The organism is Streptomyces sp. NPDC052042, from assembly GCF_044548345.1.
Lineage (GTDB): Bacteria > Actinomycetota > Actinomycetes > Streptomycetales > Streptomycetaceae > Streptomyces.
The window spans coordinates 50,615-68,336 of record NZ_JBIUBU010000022.1 but is presented as its reverse complement, the minus strand read 5'-3'; the positions used below and the strand labels follow the sequence as shown (position 1 = coordinate 68,336).

The 17,722-nt window shown below is 71.3% G+C and carries 13 protein-coding genes; 3 read left to right on the top strand and 10 right to left on the bottom strand.

Annotated elements, in window-relative coordinates:
• The first annotated feature begins 198 nt into the window (after positions 1–198).
• Together ACIHCL_RS28735 and ACIHCL_RS28730 are read left to right on the top strand one after the other, a co-directional pair.
• Positions 199–2,376, top strand: a complete 2,178-nt coding sequence (locus tag ACIHCL_RS28735; RefSeq protein ID WP_399866332.1) for a hypothetical protein — start codon at positions 199–201, stop codon at positions 2,374–2,376.
• Complete coding sequence (locus tag ACIHCL_RS28730) at positions 2,369–3,940, top strand: ABC transporter substrate-binding protein (protein ID WP_399866330.1); 1,572 nt, start codon at positions 2,369–2,371, stop codon at positions 3,938–3,940. The genes ACIHCL_RS28735 and ACIHCL_RS28730 overlap by 8 nt, the downstream gene beginning before the upstream one ends.
• A gap of 155 nt (positions 3,941–4,095) precedes the next feature.
• Here ACIHCL_RS28730 and ACIHCL_RS28725 read toward each other — a convergent pair whose 3' ends face one another.
• The 8 genes from ACIHCL_RS28725 to hemL form a co-directional block, all read right to left on the bottom strand.
• Positions 4,096–4,623: a hypothetical protein gene (locus tag ACIHCL_RS28725; RefSeq protein WP_399866328.1), complete on the bottom strand. Its 528-nt coding sequence runs from the start codon at positions 4,621–4,623 to the stop codon at positions 4,096–4,098.
• Positions 4,624–4,744: 121 nt separating this feature from the next.
• Entirely contained in the window at positions 4,745–5,836 is a 1,092-nt protein-coding gene (gene ccsB / locus ACIHCL_RS28720) for a c-type cytochrome biogenesis protein CcsB (RefSeq protein ID WP_399866327.1), read from the bottom strand.
• Positions 5,833–7,740 carry a cytochrome c biogenesis protein ResB gene (locus tag ACIHCL_RS28715; protein ID WP_399866325.1) on the bottom strand — a complete coding sequence of 636 codons (1,908 nt, stop codon included), beginning with the start codon at positions 7,738–7,740 and terminating at the stop codon, positions 5,833–5,835. Before ACIHCL_RS28715 ends, ccsB begins: the two co-directional genes overlap by 4 nt.
• Before the next feature lie 6 nt (positions 7,741–7,746).
• The gene (locus ACIHCL_RS28710) at positions 7,747–8,511 is read right to left on the bottom strand and encodes a cytochrome c biogenesis CcdA family protein (protein ID WP_399866323.1); all 765 of its coding nucleotides are present in this window, start codon (positions 8,509–8,511) and stop codon (positions 7,747–7,749) included.
• Between the two features lie 4 nt (positions 8,512–8,515).
• Complete coding sequence (locus tag ACIHCL_RS28705; protein WP_399866321.1) at positions 8,516–9,127, bottom strand: TlpA family protein disulfide reductase; 612 nt, start codon at positions 9,125–9,127, stop codon at positions 8,516–8,518.
• Positions 9,128–9,194: 67 nt separating this feature from the next.
• Positions 9,195–10,445 (bottom strand): hypothetical protein, encoded by a 1,251-nt coding sequence (locus ACIHCL_RS28700; protein WP_399866319.1) that lies wholly within the window; start codon positions 10,443–10,445, stop codon positions 9,195–9,197.
• A gap of 416 nt (positions 10,446–10,861) precedes the next feature.
• On the bottom strand, positions 10,862–11,563 hold the full coding sequence (locus tag ACIHCL_RS28695) for a histidine phosphatase family protein (protein WP_399866316.1): 702 nt from the start codon (positions 11,561–11,563) through the stop codon (positions 10,862–10,864).
• Positions 11,560–12,867: a glutamate-1-semialdehyde 2,1-aminomutase gene (gene hemL, locus ACIHCL_RS28690; RefSeq protein WP_399866313.1), complete on the bottom strand. Its 1,308-nt coding sequence runs from the start codon at positions 12,865–12,867 to the stop codon at positions 11,560–11,562. Before hemL ends, ACIHCL_RS28695 begins: the two co-directional genes overlap by 4 nt.
• A 283-nt stretch (positions 12,868–13,150) precedes the next feature.
• Here hemL and ACIHCL_RS28685 point away from each other — a divergent pair, with 283 nt between their 5' ends.
• The gene (locus tag ACIHCL_RS28685; protein WP_399866311.1) at positions 13,151–13,741 is read left to right on the top strand and encodes a hypothetical protein; all 591 of its coding nucleotides are present in this window, start codon (positions 13,151–13,153) and stop codon (positions 13,739–13,741) included.
• A gap of 192 nt (positions 13,742–13,933) precedes the next feature.
• On the opposite strand, the gene ACIHCL_RS28680 is transcribed toward ACIHCL_RS28685, so the two are convergent.
• Positions 13,934–16,474 (bottom strand): glycoside hydrolase family 65 protein, encoded by a 2,541-nt coding sequence (locus ACIHCL_RS28680; RefSeq protein WP_399866309.1) that lies wholly within the window; start codon positions 16,472–16,474, stop codon positions 13,934–13,936.
• On the bottom strand, positions 16,471–17,247 hold the full coding sequence (locus tag ACIHCL_RS28675) for an HAD family hydrolase (RefSeq protein WP_399866306.1): 777 nt from the start codon (positions 17,245–17,247) through the stop codon (positions 16,471–16,473). Before ACIHCL_RS28675 ends, ACIHCL_RS28680 begins: the two co-directional genes overlap by 4 nt.
• Positions 17,248–17,722 lie beyond the last annotated feature (475 nt).

Below are 17,722 nucleotides of genomic sequence, written 5' to 3'. Positions count from 1 at the left end.
CGGCCACCGCCTGCCGCCCTGCACGGTGCCCACCGACCATGACGGCCACCGCCTGCCACCCGGCACGCGGTGGCCGTCGCCGTTTCGCGCGCCGGGCTCCCTGATCGTTCGTAAATCCTCTCCTCACCCCAACACCCTGCCTATACCCTGGTGTTGACGGTGTGACAGATCGGAGTGGGCAACGGCGCTGGGGGTGCTGTGGACAGAGAGCTGTATGGACGCGAGGCGATCTTCGGCGCCGACGGGCTCGCCGCGCGCCTGACCGGTCTCGCCCCGTACGGCTCCGCCCGGGTCGCCTACGAACACCACGACGATCCACCGGTCGTCGTGCTCACCGGCGGGCGCGGCATGGGCAAGACGGCCGTGCTGAAGCAGTTGCGCAGGCTGTACCGGGAGGTCACCCCGGTCGCCCTGGTCGACTGCGAGGCGATCGTGCCGCCCGCGGACCCGGGGCCGGGCTGGACCCCGGTCACCGGTGTGCTGCCGGAGCTCGCCGCCCAGTTGACGCCTCGGGTGCGGGCCGCGCGACCGGTGCCGTTCCCCCGGCTGAGCCTGGGCCTGGTGGCGGTCGCCTCGATCTCCTGGACCCGGGAGGACGAGACGCGGGCGCAGCGGGATCTCCAGGCGCTCGGCCCGGTGCTGGCGACCGTCGGCACCCGGGGCGAAGCGGCGACCGGCTGGGTGACCAACGTGCTGACGAAGCTGGCCGCCAGCGCCTTCGACTCGATGGCCCCGCTGGCCGGGATGGTGGCGGAGGCCACGGTCGAGACGGTGCTGAAGGAGTCGTTCGGGCGGCTCCAGCGGCATACCGCGAACTGGTACGGGAGCTATCCGCACGCGGGCGGCAACGGCCGGATCGGGCTGCGGCAGTTGGCGGTCGACTTCGAACGCGGCGGTGATCTGCGCCGCCGGGCCGAGGACCATCTGGTGCTGGCGCTCGTCGCGGACCTGGTGCGGGCGTACCGGGGCCTGTCGTGGGGTGCCCGGCGGGGGCGCCCGGTGCTGCTGCTGGACAACGCGCACACCGCGCTGGGCCGTCGACTGGTCGAGCCGCTGCTGCGGCGGCGGGCAGCCGGGGTACGGGACCGGATCGCCGTGTTCGCCTCCTCCCGGACCCTTGACCACGAGGGGCTGAGCCATGCGACGCGCAGGCGGCTGCCCGAGGTGGCGCACGCTTCGCGCTGGACGCGCGGCTCCGAGGTGACGTCGGGGATCCTGGCCGTGGAACTGACGGCGCTGGCCCCGGCCGACGTGCAGGCGGCGTTCGACCGGCACGATCCGGCGAGCCGCGCCCCGGCCGGCCTGGCGCGCGGGGTGCACCGGCTGACGGGCGGGCGCCCGCTGGGCGTGGCGCTGCTGGCGCAGGCGACCGGCGAGGCGCTGACCCGGGATGCGGCGCGGCCGGGTACGGCGGCGGCACCGGGGGCGGACCTGGTGCCGGGGGTGCTGCTGGACCACGCGGTGGAGCTTCGCGAGGACCGGCCCCCGGTGCGGGTGGCGGACGCACTGCTGGCGCGGCTGGTGCCGGGGCAGCGGCCGGACGTGCTGTGCGTCCTGGCCGCCGCGCACGGCGAGGAATCGGCGCGGCTGCTGGCGAGGGCGCGGCTGCGCGACCGGTCGTTGGAGGGCGATGTGGTGCTGCGGACGCGCGACGCGCTGCGGGCGCAGGACTGGCCGGTCGGCCCCGAGTTCTTCGTCGCCGACCCGCTGCTGCGGGCACTGCTGCTGCACCGGCTGCGCTTCCGCGACGACGACCACCCGGACTACGCGGTGTGGCGTGCGGTGCACGAGACGCTGCGCAGCGCGTACGCGCCCGAGGGGCGGCTGCCGAGCGTCCGGCACCGGCTGCACCAGGAGCTGGTGCTGGGCAGGACGAGGGACTGTGTGACGCATCTGCGGGAACGGTTCGCGGACGCGGATGTGACGGACTGGCTCGACGCGCTGCGGTTCATCGCCTCGGCGCCGTATCCGCGTACGCCCGGCCGGTCCGAGCCCGATCCGCGGCAGGCGGTCGCCCTCGGCCGGGAGGCGGCCGGCTCACTGCCGGACACGGAGACGGGGCTCGCGGGGCTGGGCGAGCGGGCGGTGGAGCTCCAGTTGCGGCTGCGCAGGCTGCTGCACGCGGTGTGGCTGCTGTCCGATCCGCTGGTCCTTCCGGACGACGAGGTGATCGAGAAGATGGCGCACGAACTGCGACAGTTGTCCGGCGGTCACCCGTCGGGCAACAGCCTGCTGTGGGACGCGGCGACCCACTGGCCGAAGGACCTCAGGGCCTGGCGGCCGTTGTCCATGCCGCCGGGGGCATCGGGAGCACCGGGGGCGCCGGGCACGGGCGGCAGCGGCTCACGGCGCGGGGAGGGGGGCTCGGATGCGTAATCCACTGCGGTACCGCCTCTGGTACACGACACGGCAGAGGGTCGTCACCTCGGTGGTGGCGGGTGCCCTGGTCGTCACGTCCGGCTGGTACGGCATCGGCCGGCTCACCGCCCCCGAGAACCGCTCCTGCGCGCCGGGGGTCGAGCGTCCACCGGGAAGCGACGAGTGCGTGGGGGTCTCCGGCAACGGCTACGACTTCGGGCGGCCGAAGCTGACCGAGGTCGCCGAGGCCATCGCCCGTGAGAACGCCACGCTGAAGCCCGGCACGTACGCGACGGTCGCGCTGCTGCTGCCGCTGACGTCGACGAACGAGGCGATGCAGACGAAGATGCAGCACGAGCTGCAGGGGGCGTTCGCCGCGCAGTACCGGGCCAACCACCTGTCGAACGGCCAGGTGCCCGGGATCCGGCTGGTCCTCGCCAACACGGGGAACAACAACCTGCTGTGGCGGCCCACGGTGGAACGGCTGAAGACGATGACCGGCGCGCCGGACCACCTGCGGGCGGTGTCGGGGGTGGCGACCAGCAGCACCCAGGTCAAGGAGGCGGTCAAGGAGCTGACCGCCGCACGCCTCGCGGTCGTCGGCACCACGATCACCGCCGACGACATCGCCAACGGGCCGGGCGGGGACCGCTTCCCGGGGCTGGCACGGGTATCGCCGACCAACCAGGACGAGGCGCGGGCGCTGGCGCACTTCGGGCAGGTGAAGGCGGACAAGGCACTGCTCGTCCAGGACACCCGCACCGGGGACCACTACACGGACACGCTGCGGGCGGCGTTCGCCGCGCTCGTGAAGGGCACCCGGTACGAGCCTCAGTTGTTCACCTCGCGCAGCGACCCGAACGACGAGGGCACCACGGCCAACACGTTCCGGCAGATCACGCATCTGATCTGCGACACGGACGCGGACACGGTGTTCTTCGCCGGACGCCACATCCAGCTGCGGCAGTTCATCAACGCGCTCGGCTCCCGGGGCTGCCAGCCCCGCCCGTTCACGATCCTGACCGGCGACGAGGGCTCCTACCTCGGCCGTGACAAGAAGCTCGACCGGGGCGCGCTGCGCCGCGGGGTGACGGTCCGCTATGCCTCGCTGGCGCATCCGGACGCCTGGGCGGCAGCCGAGCGTAAGGGGAAGGACGAGGCGGTCACGGGCGGCTCCCCGGCGGACTACCGGAACTTCCTGGACCTGCTGGCCACGGTGGGGCGGAAGCCCGTGGGCCCGATCGGGCCGACCGGTCACCGGGACCTGGCGGACGGCCAGATCATCATCGCGTACGACGCCCTGTCGCTGGCGGTGCACGGCATCCGGCAGGCGACCCCGGAGGGCAGGCTGCTGCCCGAGCCCGCGGACGTGGGAGAGCAGTGGCCGAGGGTGAAGGGTTCGCTGCGGGTGTCCGGGGCCAGTGGCTGGATCTGCCTGGACAACCACGGGAACCCGTACAACAAGGCGGTACCGGTGGTGGAGCTGGCGCCGCGGGACGCCCGTCAGCGGTTCGTGGCGATCGCCTGGCCGGAGCGGACGCCGCCGGGGCCGAACTGCCTGCCCCCGGCCTCCGGGCCGTGAGCCCTGGCCGGCCACCGCCGGGCCGGCCCCGTACACCCCACCCGCCCCGCACCGCACGGCCGCGCCACCGGGCCGGCCCGTGCGCCCGCCTCACGCCCCGGCGCCCGAGCCGCCGCGCCCGCGTCACGCCACGCCCCGGCGTTCGCGCGGCCCGGTCACTCCCCGGCGGCCTCGTACTCCTCGCGCAGCCCCGCCCACCGCACCGGCGTCCACTTCGACCAGTCGGCGGGGTAGCCGTCGAGGGCGTCCAGGAGATAGCCGAAGTGGTCGTGCCAGCCGGCCAGGCAGTCCAGTCGCAGGGCGTCGTCGCCCCGGATCTCGTTGGTGAAGCGCAGCAGCACGTGGTCGCCGCGCGGGGGTTCCAGGTGGAAGCGGATGCGGCCGTGCGGTCCTTCGAGGCTGTATTCGGCGACCCGCTCGACGTCCCAGGCGGTGACGGTGCCCGAGGCGACCGTGGCTTCCCCGTCCCGGCCGGTGTTCAGCCAGCGCAGCGTGACGGCGCCGCCGACGCGTGGTTCGAACGGGTCGGCGGCGGCCAGCCAGCCGGGCAGCCCCGCCGCGCTGGCGACGGCCGTCCACACCTTGGGGACGGGGTGGGGCAGCCGCACCAGGAAGTGCAGGACGTGCAGGTCGCCGTGGGTCTCACTGGTGCCGTGCTCGATGACGGGGGTGGCATCGGTCATGCCTCCAGCGTGGCCCGCATGGGGGCGATCCGCACCCGTGGGCGGCGCGGCGACGGGAAACGGCGACGGCGACGGGTGTGGGTCACCGTCGCCGTCGCCGCTGCTGTCGCCGACGTGGTCGTCAGACGCCCGCGTAGGAGTGCATGCCGTTGACGAAGATGTTCACGCCGTAGTAGTTGAAGAGCCAGCAGGCGAAGGCGACGAGTGCCAGGTAGGCGGCCTTGCGGCCCTTCCAGCCCGCGGTGGCACGGGCGTGCAGGTAGCAGGCGTAGGCGACCCAGGTGATGAAGGACCAGACCTCCTTGGGGTCCCAGCCCCAGTAGCGGCCCCACGCGTCACCGGCCCAGATGGCGCCCGCGATGATCGTGAACGTCCACAGCGGGAAGACCGCGGCGTTGATGCGGTACGAGAACTTGTCGAGCGAACCGGCGGCGGGCAGCCGGGAGAGCACGGACCGGGCGAAGGCCCCCGGCTTCCCGCCGGCCGCCAGCTTGGCCTCGTAGCTGTCGCGGAAGAGGTAGAGCAGGGTGGCGACCGCGCCGAGGTAGAAGACGGCGCCGCAGAAGATGGCGGTGGAGACGTGGATCCACAGCCAGTAGGAGTGCAGCGCGGGCACGAGCTGGTCACTGTCGGTGTAGAGCCACGTCGTCGCGACGCCGAGGTCCAGCAGGACGGTGGTGACCAGGAGCAGCCCCATCCAGCGGACGTTCTTCTTCAGCGCCAGGAGCACCAGGTACGTGCCGACCGCCACCGTGGAGAAGGTGATGGAGAACTCGTACATGTTGCCCCAGGGGGCGCGCTGCACGGACAGCGCGCGGGCGACGACGCCGCCCGCCTGGACGAGGAAGGCGACCGTGGTCAGGGAGATCGCGATGCGTCCGTACAGATCTCCCTTGAAGGTGCCGCCGGCCGCTCCGGGGCCGTCCGGGACGTCCCGGGAGCCCGCCGCGGCGCGCGTGACGATCTTCGGGCGGTCGAGTACGGCGGTGCCGCCGCCCTGCTGAGCGGCCTGCACCCGCACGGCGGCGGCGCCCTCGGCCCCCGTCCCCGCCCCGGTCAGGGCGGCGGCGGTGCGGCCGACCTTGCTGCGGCTGCCGAACACCCATTCCGCGATGTGCGCGAAGAAGGCCAGGGTGTAGACGGCCATCGCCGAATAGATCAGCACATTGCTGGTGTGCGCCAGATTCTCGTTGGTTGCGGCGGCGAGATTCACTTCTCAGCCCCTTCGGCAGGTTCTTCGGAGGATGGGTCGACGGTGTCGGAGCCTGGGTCGCGGCCTGGATCGGAGCCGGAGCCCACTCCCGCAGCGGGCTCGGAGCCCTTATGTGCGCCGGAGGCCGTACCGCAGGGCCGCTCGTCCGTTTCCGGGCCGGACGTGGCGCCGCCGGAACCGGTGGGCACGGAGTCGGAACCGGCGGGCACGGAGTCGGAACCGGCGGGTTCCGGGTCAGGGGCGGTGGGCGCCAGCTCATGCAGTGTGAGGGCGAGATCGCCCAGCTCCTCGGGGAGCCTGGCGGACTCGCTGCGGCCGAGGCCCGCCATCTCGACGACGGTGACGCCGTCGGCGCCGCGCACGGCCCGCACCCAGACCCGCCGTCGCTGGACGAACAGCGAGGCGGCGAGGCCGGCGATCGCGGCGGCCGAACCACCGAGCGCCCAGCCGCTGGCGGGCTGCTCGGTGATCTGGAAGCTGGCCCACTCCTCGACACCGACGAACGTGATCGAGGCGGCGCCGTCGGGGAGCTTCATCGTGTCGCCGACCGCGAGGCGCTGCTTGAGCGCTTCGCCGTCGCCGTCCTTGAACGCCTTCATCTTCGTCTTGTCGAGCTGGTACACGTTCTGCGCCAGCCCGGAGTCGGGCCCGAGGTAGCCGTGGTAGGCGTTGAGCGCGAGCACGGGCATGTCCGCGGCCGGGAACTGGGAAAACATCGTGCCCTTGCCGTCGCCGGCGAAGGTCGGCACGAAGAACGCCTGGAAGCCCAGCTGGGTCTTCTTGCCGCTCTTGTCCCGGTAGCCGTCCAGCACCTTGATCGCACCGGTCGAGGTGACGTTGTTGTCGATGGGCAGCAGCGGCACGGCGTTCCGGTAGATCTCCTTGCCGGAGGCGTCCTTGACGGAGACCACGGGCGCATAGCCGTGCGCGTTCAGGTAGACCTTGGTGCCGTCGACGACGAGGGGCTCGTTGACCTTGATGACGGTCTTCTGCGGCTTGCCGTACGCACCCTTCTCGTACGTCACATGGGCCTCGAAGGTCCGTGCCGTACCGGTCTGGGGGCCGCTGCGCTCGTACGTGCCGATGAAGTCGTCGAGCTTGAAGCTGAACGGGGTGAGCCCGTCGTAGTCGAACAGCGAACCGGACTTGAAGTCGTCGTACTGGGTCAGCGTGTTGGAGAAGCCGTCGCCCTCGATGATCAGCTTGGCGCCCTCGGACTTGAAGAGCTGGCCGTAGGCGAACGCCACCAGCATCACGATCAGCGAGACGTGGAAGACCAGGTTTCCGGCCTCGCGCAGGTACCCCTTCTCGGCGGCGACCGCGTCCCCCACCGTGTGGGCGCGGAAGCGGCGCCCGCGCAGCGTGGCGAGCGCGGCCTCACGGACCTGCTCGGGCTCGGCCTCGGTGCCCCAGGTGGTGTACGCGGGCAGCCGGGTCAGGCGACTGGGGGCGCCCGGCGGGCGGCTGCGCAGCTGGCCGATGAACTGGCCGGTGCGCGGCACGATGCAGCCGATGAGCGAGACGAACAGCAGGATGTAGATCGCGGAGAACCACACCGAGCTGTAGACGTCGAAGAACTGGAGCTTCTCGTAGATCGGCGTGAGGGTGGTGTGCGCCTCCTTGAAGGTCTGCACCTTCATCTCGTCCACGCTGTTCTGCGGGATCAGCGAGCCGGGGATGGCGCCGAGCGACAGCAGGAAGAGCAGGATCAGCGCGACCCGCATCGAGGTGAGCTGGCGCCAGAACCAGCGGGCCCAGCCGATGACCCCCATGGCGGGCAGGCCCGCCGAGGTCTCCTCACGGGGGGCGGTGGAGAGCCGGGATCCGGCCGCGCCGAGTTCATGGGCGCTCTCGTCGCGCCCCTCCTCGTGTTCGCCGGTCGTGTTGGTCTTGGTGTCGCTCATGGAACCTCAGATCCCCACCGTGAAGCCGTCGGACCAGCCCTGCATCACCTGCATCAGGCTGCTCCACACACCGGTCAGCAGGAGCAGACCGGTCACGATCATCATCGCGCCGCCGATTCGCATGACCCATGCGTAGTGGCGCTTGACCCAGCCGAACGCGCCGAGCGCCTTGCGGAAGGCGACCGCGGCGAGCACGAAGGGCACGCCCAGCCCCAGGCAGTACGCGATGGTCAGGACCGCCCCGCGTCCGGCGGTGCCCTGCTCCATCGCGAGAAGGCTCACCGAGCTGAGCGTCGGGCCGAGACAGGGCGTCCAGCCGATCCCGAACAGGGCGCCCAGCAGGGGCGCCCCGGCCAGTCCGCTCACCGGCCGTTTGTGGATACGGAACTCGCGCTGGGTCATCCAGGGCATCAGGCCCATGAAGAAGACGCCCATCAGGATCATCAGCACGCCGAGGACCTTGGACAGGACCTCGCTGTGCTCCTGGAGGGTCTGGCCGAAGAAGCCGAAGAGCGCTCCGCCGGAGACGAACACGGCGGTGAAACCGAGCACGAACAGCGAGGCGCCCGCCACCATGCGGCCCCGCCTGGCCTGCGCCAGGTCGGTGCCGCTGACGCCGGTGACGTACGAGAGGTAGCCGGGAACCAGGGGCAGGACGCACGGCGAGAAGAACGAGACGAGCCCGGCGAGCACCGCGATGGGCAGGGCGACGATCAGCGCCCCACTCGTCACGGCCTCGTTCTGCCCCTGAAGCGCGGCGAGGGTGAGCACGGAGTCACTTCTCCGCGATCAGCGGGTCGATCATCTTGTGCAGGTTCTCGGCGTCGAGCGCGGTCAGCGAGCGGGCGGCGATCTTCCCCTCCCGGTCCAGCACCACGGTGGACGGGATGGCCTGCGGGCGCAGCGTGCCCTTGGGGAAGCGGAGCATCAGCTTGCCGATCGGGTCGTAGATGCTCGGGTACGGGACGCCGTAGTCCTTCTCGAACTTCACCGCGGGATCCTTCCGCGCGTCCCGCGTGTTGATCCCGACGAACTCGACGCCCTTGTCCTTCGTCTCCTTCGCCACCCGCGAGAAGTACTGGGCCTCCAGGCGGCAGGGACCGCACCAGGAACCCCAGATGTTGAGCACGACGATCTTGCCCTTGAAATCGGCCACGTCGAGCTGCTCGCCGTCGAGGGTCTCCCCGTCGATCTTCGGGGCGGGCTTGCGGTCGGCCTTGGCCACGGTGGAGATCCCGCCACTGCCCGTGACGAAATTGGTGTTGCCACCACCGCCGGCCTTGTTGTCGTTATCGCCGCACGCGGTCAGCGTGAGCGCGAGGGCGACGGCCGCCGCAGGTGCGGCGAGCAGGGTGAAGCGGCGTCGAGATGCCCGGCCATAGCTCATGTGAAAAGTTTCGCATGACGGTTTCCGCGATCTCGGGCACCCCCCTCGATGCCCGTAACGCCCCTTGTCAGGATTGTTTAAAGAAGGCCTTCCAGCCGCCTTCGGGCGCCTGACCGACGTCCAGTGTACGCAGCTTGTCGAGCACGGCCGGGGTCTGCACGTCGAGCCAGTCGACGAACTGCCTGAAGGAGACGAGCCGCACATCCGGCTTACCGGCGATCTTCTTGATCGTTTCCTCGACCGCGTCCATGTAGATGCCGCCGTTCCACTCCTCGAAGTGGTTTCCGATGAAGAACGGAGCGCGATTCGTCGTGTACGCGCGGTCGAATCCGGAGAGATACGACCGGGTGGCCTGCTCCCGCCATCCGGGATAACGGGACGGCATTCCCTTGGTCGAATTGTGCGACTGGTTGGCGAGGATGTTGTAGTCCATCGAGAGGACCTCGAACCTGTGCCCCGGGAAGGGCATGGCCTGGAGCGGAAGGTCCCATACGCCCTGCCGCTTCCCCGGCCAGACCTGCCTGCCACCGGGGGAACTGGCGTCATAGCGCCAGCCCAGCTTCTTGGCCGTGGGCAGCAGGTTGTCCTGACCGAGCAGACAGGGGGTGCGCCCGCCGACCAGTTCCTTGTGGTAGTCGAAGGGCAGCGGATCAAGATCGGTCCAGCCGGAGTTGGTGCGCCATTCCGTGACGAAGGAGATCGCCTGGTCGATTTCGTTCTGCCACTGGGACGGACTCCAGTTCTCCACCGATCCGGAACCGGCACAGAAGTGCCCGTTGAAATGGGTGCCGATCTCATGCCCGTCGAACCACGCCTGCCGGACGTACTTCAGTGTCTCCTTGATGTGGTCATCGGTGAGATAACCGATGTCGGAGGCGCCGACCGGATTGTTGGGCGGACGGTACTTGGACTTCTTCGACTCGGGCAGCAGATAGAGACCGGAGAGGAAGAAGGTCATCGCCGCGTCATGGTTCTTGGCGAGTTCCAGAAAACGCGGGAAGAGCCCGTTGCCGACCTCGCCCGCCCCGTCCCAGGAGAAGATCACGAACTGCGGCGGCGTCTGGCCGGGTTCGAGCGGGACCGGCGCCTGGGGCTGGCCCGGCTGTTTTCCCGTGTCCGCGGTGGAACCGTCCCCGATCAGTCGGACGTCCTTCTTCGCGGGTCCGGTCCCCGGGGCACGACCGTCGGCGCCCTTCTCGTGCGCCGCGCCGTCCCCCCGCGACCGGTCCGTGCCGGTGGAACTGCATCCCGCCACGCCGATCGCGGCCGCGGCCCCCAACCCGACTCCGAGCAAGCTCCTTCGGCTGATCTCGCGCATGCGTTCCCCATCTGCGGTCGTTTTGCCTCAAGTCCATACAAACTAGCGAAGGCTTAGATGGCGGAAACAACACGAGGGTTCCTCGATTTAGCACAAAGTTCTTCGCAAGACCAGACCTCAAAGGTGATCGAACACACAATCTGATGCTGTGTCTGACATGTTCCGTCTGGCGCACGTACGGGGCGACGAGGAGCATCTGTGCCGACGCGGGAACACGCGCCCGCGACGGGCGCACGTACGGGACAGGGCGCGCATGGAGCGGGACGGGGCGCCCGTGTACGGAACAGGACGCACATACGGGACGGGGCGGGTACCGGACCCACCGGTCCCGCACCCGCCCCGTCCACGCCATCCGCGCCCCGATACCCCGGCGCCCCGGCACTCCGCCGCCCGGGCGTCCCGGCGCTCCGGTCCGCTCAGGCGCCGAACGCCTTCGACTTCCCCTTCACCGGCTTCGCCCCGGCCCGCAGATGCGGCGGCACCAGGTCCCGCGCCGGCTCGCTGTACCCGACCGACACGATCTTGTCGCCCTGATAGGTGAAGCTCGTCAGCGACGCGAGCGTGCACTGGCGCTTGCGCGGGTCGTGCCACAGCCGCCGCCGCTCCACGAAGCTCCGCACGATCCAGATCGGCAGCTGGTGGCTGACACACACCGCCTCGTGGCCGCGCGCCGCGTCCCGGGCCGCGTCCAGGGCGCGCACCATCCGCACGACCTGCTCGATGTACGGCTCGCCCCAGGACGGCCGGAACGGATTCGTCAGGTGCTTCCAGTTGTCCGGCTTGCGCAGCGCCCCGTCGCCGACGCCGAAGGTCTTGCCCTCGAAGACGTTGGCGGCCTCGATCAGCCGCCCGTCGGTGGCGATCTCCAGACCGTGCGACGCGGCGATCGGCTCGGCCGTCTCCTGGGCGCGCTCCAACGGGGAGGCGACGACATGGGTGATGTCGCGGCCCTTCAGGTGCTCGGCGACCCGGTCGGCCATCTTCCGGCCCAGCTCGGAGAGGTGGTAGCCGGGACGGCGCCCGTAGAGCACACCCTCCGGGTTGTGCACCTCGCCGTGTCGCACCAGGTGGACGATGGTGATGTCCTTGCCGCTCTCACGGCTCGTGTTCTCGCTCATGCGGTGGCCTCCGAAGCCGCGCGGGCGGCGGCGGGCAGCGCGGCGGCGATGCGCTCGACGGCCCGCGCGTCATGGGCGGTGGAGACGAACCACGACTCGAAGGCGGACGGCGGCAGGTAGACGCCCTGCGACAGCAGCGAGTGGAAGAAGGCGGTGAAGCGGAAGGCTTCCTGCTGCTTGGCGTCCTCGTAGTTCCGCACCGGCCGGTCGGTGAAGAAGACGGAGAACATGTTGCTCGCGGACTGCACGGTGTGCGCCACGCCCTCCTTGGTGAGCGCCTCGCCGACCAGGCCGCGGATCTCCGCGGAGACCGCGTCCACCTTCGCGTACGCCGCGTCGTCGAGCAGCCGCAACTGGGCGAGGCCGGCGGCGGTGGCGATCGGATTGCCGGAAAGGGTGCCCGCCTGGTAAACGGGGCCGGCCGGGGCGAGGTGGGCCATCACGTCCGCCCGGCCGCCGAAGGCCGCGGCGGGGAAGCCGCCGCCCATCACCTTGCCGAAGGTCATCAGGTCGGGGCGCACCCCGTCGATGCCGAACCAGCCCGCCTTCGAGGTGCGGAACCCGGTCATGACCTCGTCGGAGATGTAGAGGGCGCCGTCGGTCGCGCAGATCTCCTTGAGGCCGGCGTTGAAGCCGTCCAGCGGCGGCACGACGCCCATGTTGCCCGGCGACGCCTCGGTGATCACGCAGGCGATCTCACCGGGGTGCGCGGCGAACGCGGCCCGCACGGCGTCCAGGTCGTTGTACGGCAGCACGATCGTGTCCCCGGCCTGCGCGCCGGTGACCCCCGGGGTGTCCGGGAGGCTGAAGGTCGCGACCCCGGAACCGGCGGCGGCGAGCAGCGCGTCGACGTGGCCGTGGTAGCAGCCGGCGAACTTCACCACCTTGGCCCGGCCGGTGAAGCCTCGGGCGAGGCGGATGGCGGACATGGTCGCCTCGGTGCCGGACGACACCAGCCGCACCTGCTCCACGGGCTCGACCCGGGCCACGATCTCCTCGGCGAGCGCGACCTCGCCCTCACCGGGCGTCCCGAACGAGGTGCCGCGTGCGACGGCCTCCTGCACTGTGGCGATCACCTCGGGGTGCGAATGGCCGAGAATCATCGGTCCCCATGAGCACACGAGGTCGACGTACTCGCGGCCGTCGGCATCGGTGAGGTACGGACCGGCACCGGACACCATGAAGCGGGGCGTACCGCCCACGGCCCGGAAGGCCCGCACAGGAGAGTTCACGCCACCGGGCGTCACGAGGGACGCGCGGTCGAAGAGCGTCTGCGAAACGGGGGCTTGGTATGAATACGCCACTTTGGTCCTGATCTGCGATTCGGAGGTCGGAGAGCCGCGCCGGAAATATCGGCCGCGGTGAGCGGGGAACGTGTTCTCCTCGTGTGGGGGAAGGTCTCAGCCCCCTCGCGTCTGCGAAACTGGGGCGTGATGGGGGAAGCTCACACAAGCCATGGTGTCAGAGGCACACACGGTCTTGCGGGACAGGTGTTTCACCGCACGCCCGCGGGGGAGGTCACTGACACGATGATCGGGTTGCGCGGCGGAGTCCGTGTCTCCTAAGTAGTAGTCGGGTGGATGAGATATGCATCGCGGTGGCGGAGTGGGCGGAGGGACCGACGGCCTGGGGCCCGAGCCCGCCCGACGGGGTCGGCACCGGCGCGAGGGGGACCGTCGCCGGAATGTGCCGCCCGGTGGTGCGCAGGACGGCGGAGCCGGGAGCAGGGGTGGTGGCCGGGTGGGGGTGACCTACAAATACTTCGGCGCCCCGGATGGAGCGACCGCGGCGCGGGTGCCCATCTCCATGCGCCCCGAGGAGCTCGGCGGCGATGAGCTGGGCATGGGCGGCATGTTCACCAAGATCAAGCCGGAGACGGTGGCGGCGATGGTCCTCACCGGCATCCAGGGCATACCCCTGCACCGGGTCCCCCCGCTGGAACTGGTCGTCCTGCACCCCGACTACGCGGTGGTCAGGCTCCCGATGACGGTCATCGACCCGCTGCGCGGCGTCGGCGAGGAATCGGTGGGTGCCGCGGCCTTCATCTGGTCGACGGTCCCCGACCGCGGCGGCCCGCGCGACGCGTTCAACGTCTACCGGCTGCTGCACGAGTGGCAGGACTTCAGCCACCGCCTGCACGACGCGGGGCATCAGGCGTATTGCCTGGTATGGCCCTGACCCGGGGTTGCGTGGGGTTCGGGCGGGGGCCTTCGGATCCCGCCCTTGCTCGTGTGCCCGAGGAGGGCCGTCGGGCGGCCGGGGCGGCGAAGCCCCGCGCCGCATCCCGTCGCCGCCTCGATGCGTTCGCCGTGGTGCGGCCGGTGGGCCGGGTTCGGGGCAGCCGCTCCGACCAGGGGACCGGGCGGCCGGTCACGCCGACGGGCGGAGCCGCGAGGAGTCCGGGGGCAGCTCCAGCCACCGGGCCGAGCCGGGCGCGATCACATGGATGTGGCCTCCGAGAACCACCCGGACCGCCGGATGATGCGAGTCCGGTACGGCGATCCGGACGCGTCCGGCCCTGAACCGCAGGTCCACGTCCCAGTGCCGGCGGAAGCGGATGCGCGTCTCGAACTTCGAGAGCTGGGGCAGCGGGGCGGGGTCGAGCCATAACGCGTCCTCGCGAGTCTCCAGCCCGGTCATTCCGCGCTGTACGAAATCGAGGGTGCCCGCCATCGCACCCAGGTGGATGCCCTCCTCGGTGGTGCCGCCCTGGACGTCGGCCACGTCCCCGACCAGCGCGTCCTCGCAGTACATCCACGCCTCGTCGCGGCAGACCCGGGCCAGCACCCAGGCGTGGACCAGCGAGCTGAGCGTGGATCCGTGGCTGGTGCGCGCGAGGTAGTAGTCGACGGTTGAGCGCCAGACCTCGTCGTCCAGCGGCTGCCCGAGCCGCCGGAAGAGTCCGGCGAGTTCCTGCGGAGAGAAGAGGTAGCCCAGCATCAGCACGTCGGCCTGTTTGGACGCCTGGTACCGGTTGACGCTGTCGCCCTCCGCCTCCAGGATCCGGTCCAGCCGCCGGATGTCCCGGTACCGCTTCCGGTACCCCTCCCAGTCGAGTTCGGCCAGCTCCCCGTAGCCGTCGAACTGACTGATGACGCCCCGGTGGTACGGCACCCGCAGACGGTGGGAGATGTCCTCCCACCGTTCCGGTTCGTCGGGGCCGAGCCGGAACTGGTCGAGCAGTCGGCCCCGCCTGCTCGCGGGGAGGTCGCGGTACAGCTCCGCCGCACGCGACAGGACCCAGGCCGCCGTCACGTTCGTGTAAGCGTTGTCGTCGAGGCCCGCCGTTCCGGCCCCCGGATAGGCGTCGTGGTACTCGTCCGGGCCGACGACCCCGCGGACGCGGTACCGGCCCCGCGAGTCGTCCCATGTGGCGCTCGCCGCCCAGAACCTGGCGATCTGCAGCAGCATCTCCGCGCCCTTGGAGTGCAGGTACTCCACGTCCCCGGTGGCCTGGCAGTACTGCCACACGTTGTACGCGACGGCCGAACCGACGTGGTGCTGGAGCCGGGAGTGGTCGGGCAGCCAGCGGCCGGAGTGCGGGTTGAGGTGGAGCTCCTGGGTCTCCTCGCGTCCGGTGCCGGCGCTCTGCCAGGGGTACATCGCCCCGGACCTGCCCGCCTCGCGCGCCGCCCGGCACGCGGCGGGCAGCCGCCGGTGGCGGTAGTCGAGGAGCCCTCGGGAGACCTCCGGGAGGTGCAGGTTGAGGAAGGGCAGGACGAACAGTTCGTCCCAGAAGACATGCCCCCGGTACGCCTCGCCGTGCAGCCCTCGCGCCGGAACCCCCACGTCGAGTTCGGCGGTGTGCGGGGAGAGCGTCTGCAGCACATGGAAGAGGTGCAGCCGCAGAATGCGTCCGGCTTCGCCGGGGACCTCCAGCCGGACCTGCCGCCACAGGCCGGCCCAGGCCCGTCGGTGCGAGGCCAGCAGGTCCGGGAAGCCGGGTGCCGTACGCACGGCGGCCTTCGCCGCCCGCAGCGGGCTGCCGATCGCGGGGTCGCGCGTGGTGTGGAGGGCGATCGTCTTGTCGACGACGGTGTCGGCCCCGGGGCTCAGCGGCAGCGCCAGCCGCTGGAAGACCGACATCGGCGTCCGCCGGAACTGCGGGGCGGGGGCGGTCGGAGCGGGGGCTGTCGAGGCCGAGGCAGGGGCGGTCGGGCCCGAGGCAGGGGCGGTCGGGGCGGGGGTGGTTGGGGCCGAGGCGGTTTCGGCGGGGTCAGGGGTGCCGACCGGTCCGTACCCGGCCCGGGTGCGGGCCGCCAGGGCGATCCCGATGTCCGACTCCACCGTGCGGCATCGCAGCGACACCACGCCGTCGTCGTGCGTGCCGGTCTCCCAGCCGGTGAGATGCCGGTTCGACAGGTCCCGGTACCTCTCGACCCCGGCATTGCGGACATCGCCGTCGATCCCCGACTCCACCTCGACCGCGCCTGTCCACCCCGACGCCCGGAACACCGTGCGCAGCGCGGCGAGATGCGGTTCGCCCATGTGCACCAGCCGGCACTGCTCCACGCACAGGCGCCGCCCCGCCCCGTCCTCGTACACGGACCGGCGGGTCAGCGTGCCGCTGCTCAGGTCGAGCCACTGGCCGTACTCCACGAGCTGCTCGTGGTCCGGGGTGAGCCACGGCCCCGCCTCGCCGCCCTCGGGGCGGATGCGGTAGCGCAGCGGCAGCCAGTTCGGCAGGTTGACCAGGTCCTCGTTCTCCACACTGCGGCCCCGCACCGAGGAGGTCAGCCGGTTGTAGCAGCCCGCCGCATAGGTGCCGGGGTAGTGCGAGGAGCCCTCGGACGTCTCGGGCGCGGCGCCACGGGTGGCGAAGTAGCCGTTGCCGAGCGTGCACAGCGCCTCCCGGAGCCGCTCCTTCCGCGGGTCGTACCCCTCGTACGACCAGGTCCAGGCGTCGTTCATCGGTCTCCCCCGGCATCCGCTCCGGCGGTCAACAGGTCACCGGGATCGGACACCACGAGATCGGCGCCGTGGCGGCGCAGCGCGGCGGCGCTGTCGGGGCCGCCGGTGCGGTCCACACCGATCACGAGTCCGAACCCACCGCGCCGGCCGGCCTCGACACCGGCCAGCGCGTCCTCCACCACGGCCGTGTCCCGGACCGGTGCCCGCAAGCGCCGCGCCGCCTCCACGAAGAGCGCCGGGTCCGGCTTTCCCGGCAACCGCAGCCGGCTCGCCTCGTTCCCGTCGACCACGGCGGCGAACCGGTCGAGGAGACCGGCCCTCGACAGCAGCTCCGTCGCGTGCCGGGACGCCGAGACGGCCGCGCACGGCGTCCCCCGGTCGCAGAGCGCGTCGAGCAGCCGGACCGTACCGGGCCAGACCTCGACCCGTTCGGTGCGCAGCGCCCGCGTGAACAGTTCGTCCTTGCGGGCGGCGACGGCCCACACCGTCCCGGTGCCCGGCGGGTCGTCGGGGCCGCCCTCGGGCAGGTCCAGCCCCCGGGACGCCAGGAACGCCGCCGCACCGTCCCGCCGCGACCGCCCGTCGACATGGCGCAGGTAGTCGTCCACGACGTCGAAGGGCGGCTGTCCCTCGATGCCCGAGAGGACGGCGTCGAACGCCTTCTTCCAGGCCGCGGCGTGGCTGTGGGCGGAGTCGGTGATCACTCCGTCGGTGTCGAGGACGACGGCCCGTGCGAATCGCAGGGGCGGTGCCAGGGACGGTGCGGCTGCCATGGGCGGGCGTTCCCTTCGACGGTCCCTCCATCAGCCCCTTCGTCGGGGGTTCCTCCCATGGCACCACGGTTCCGGCGCATGGGCACGGCGCGTCTGCACGGGTGGGCGCGCCCGGCGCACGCGGCACGGCGGCATCGGGACACGACGGTGTACGCGGCACGGCGGCATACGCGGCAACGGCGGCGACCGGCGCAACGGCGGCGACCGGCGCACACGACAGACAGGCGCCCCGGCACACAAGGCGCGCACAAGCCAAGCGTGAGCGGCGCACGAGGCCGGCGTGACCGGTGTACGGGCACGGTACGCCCGGTACGGCCCGTACGGGCGGGGCACAACACGGGGATCGCCCCTGCGAACAGGGGCCGCCCGAGGCGTGGAAGCGCCCGGGGCGTGGGAGAGTTCGTAACAGAAGTAAGGAACAAAATGCCTATAACGGGCAAATAAAGCGCTCACCCCGGATCCGGATGAACGCCAG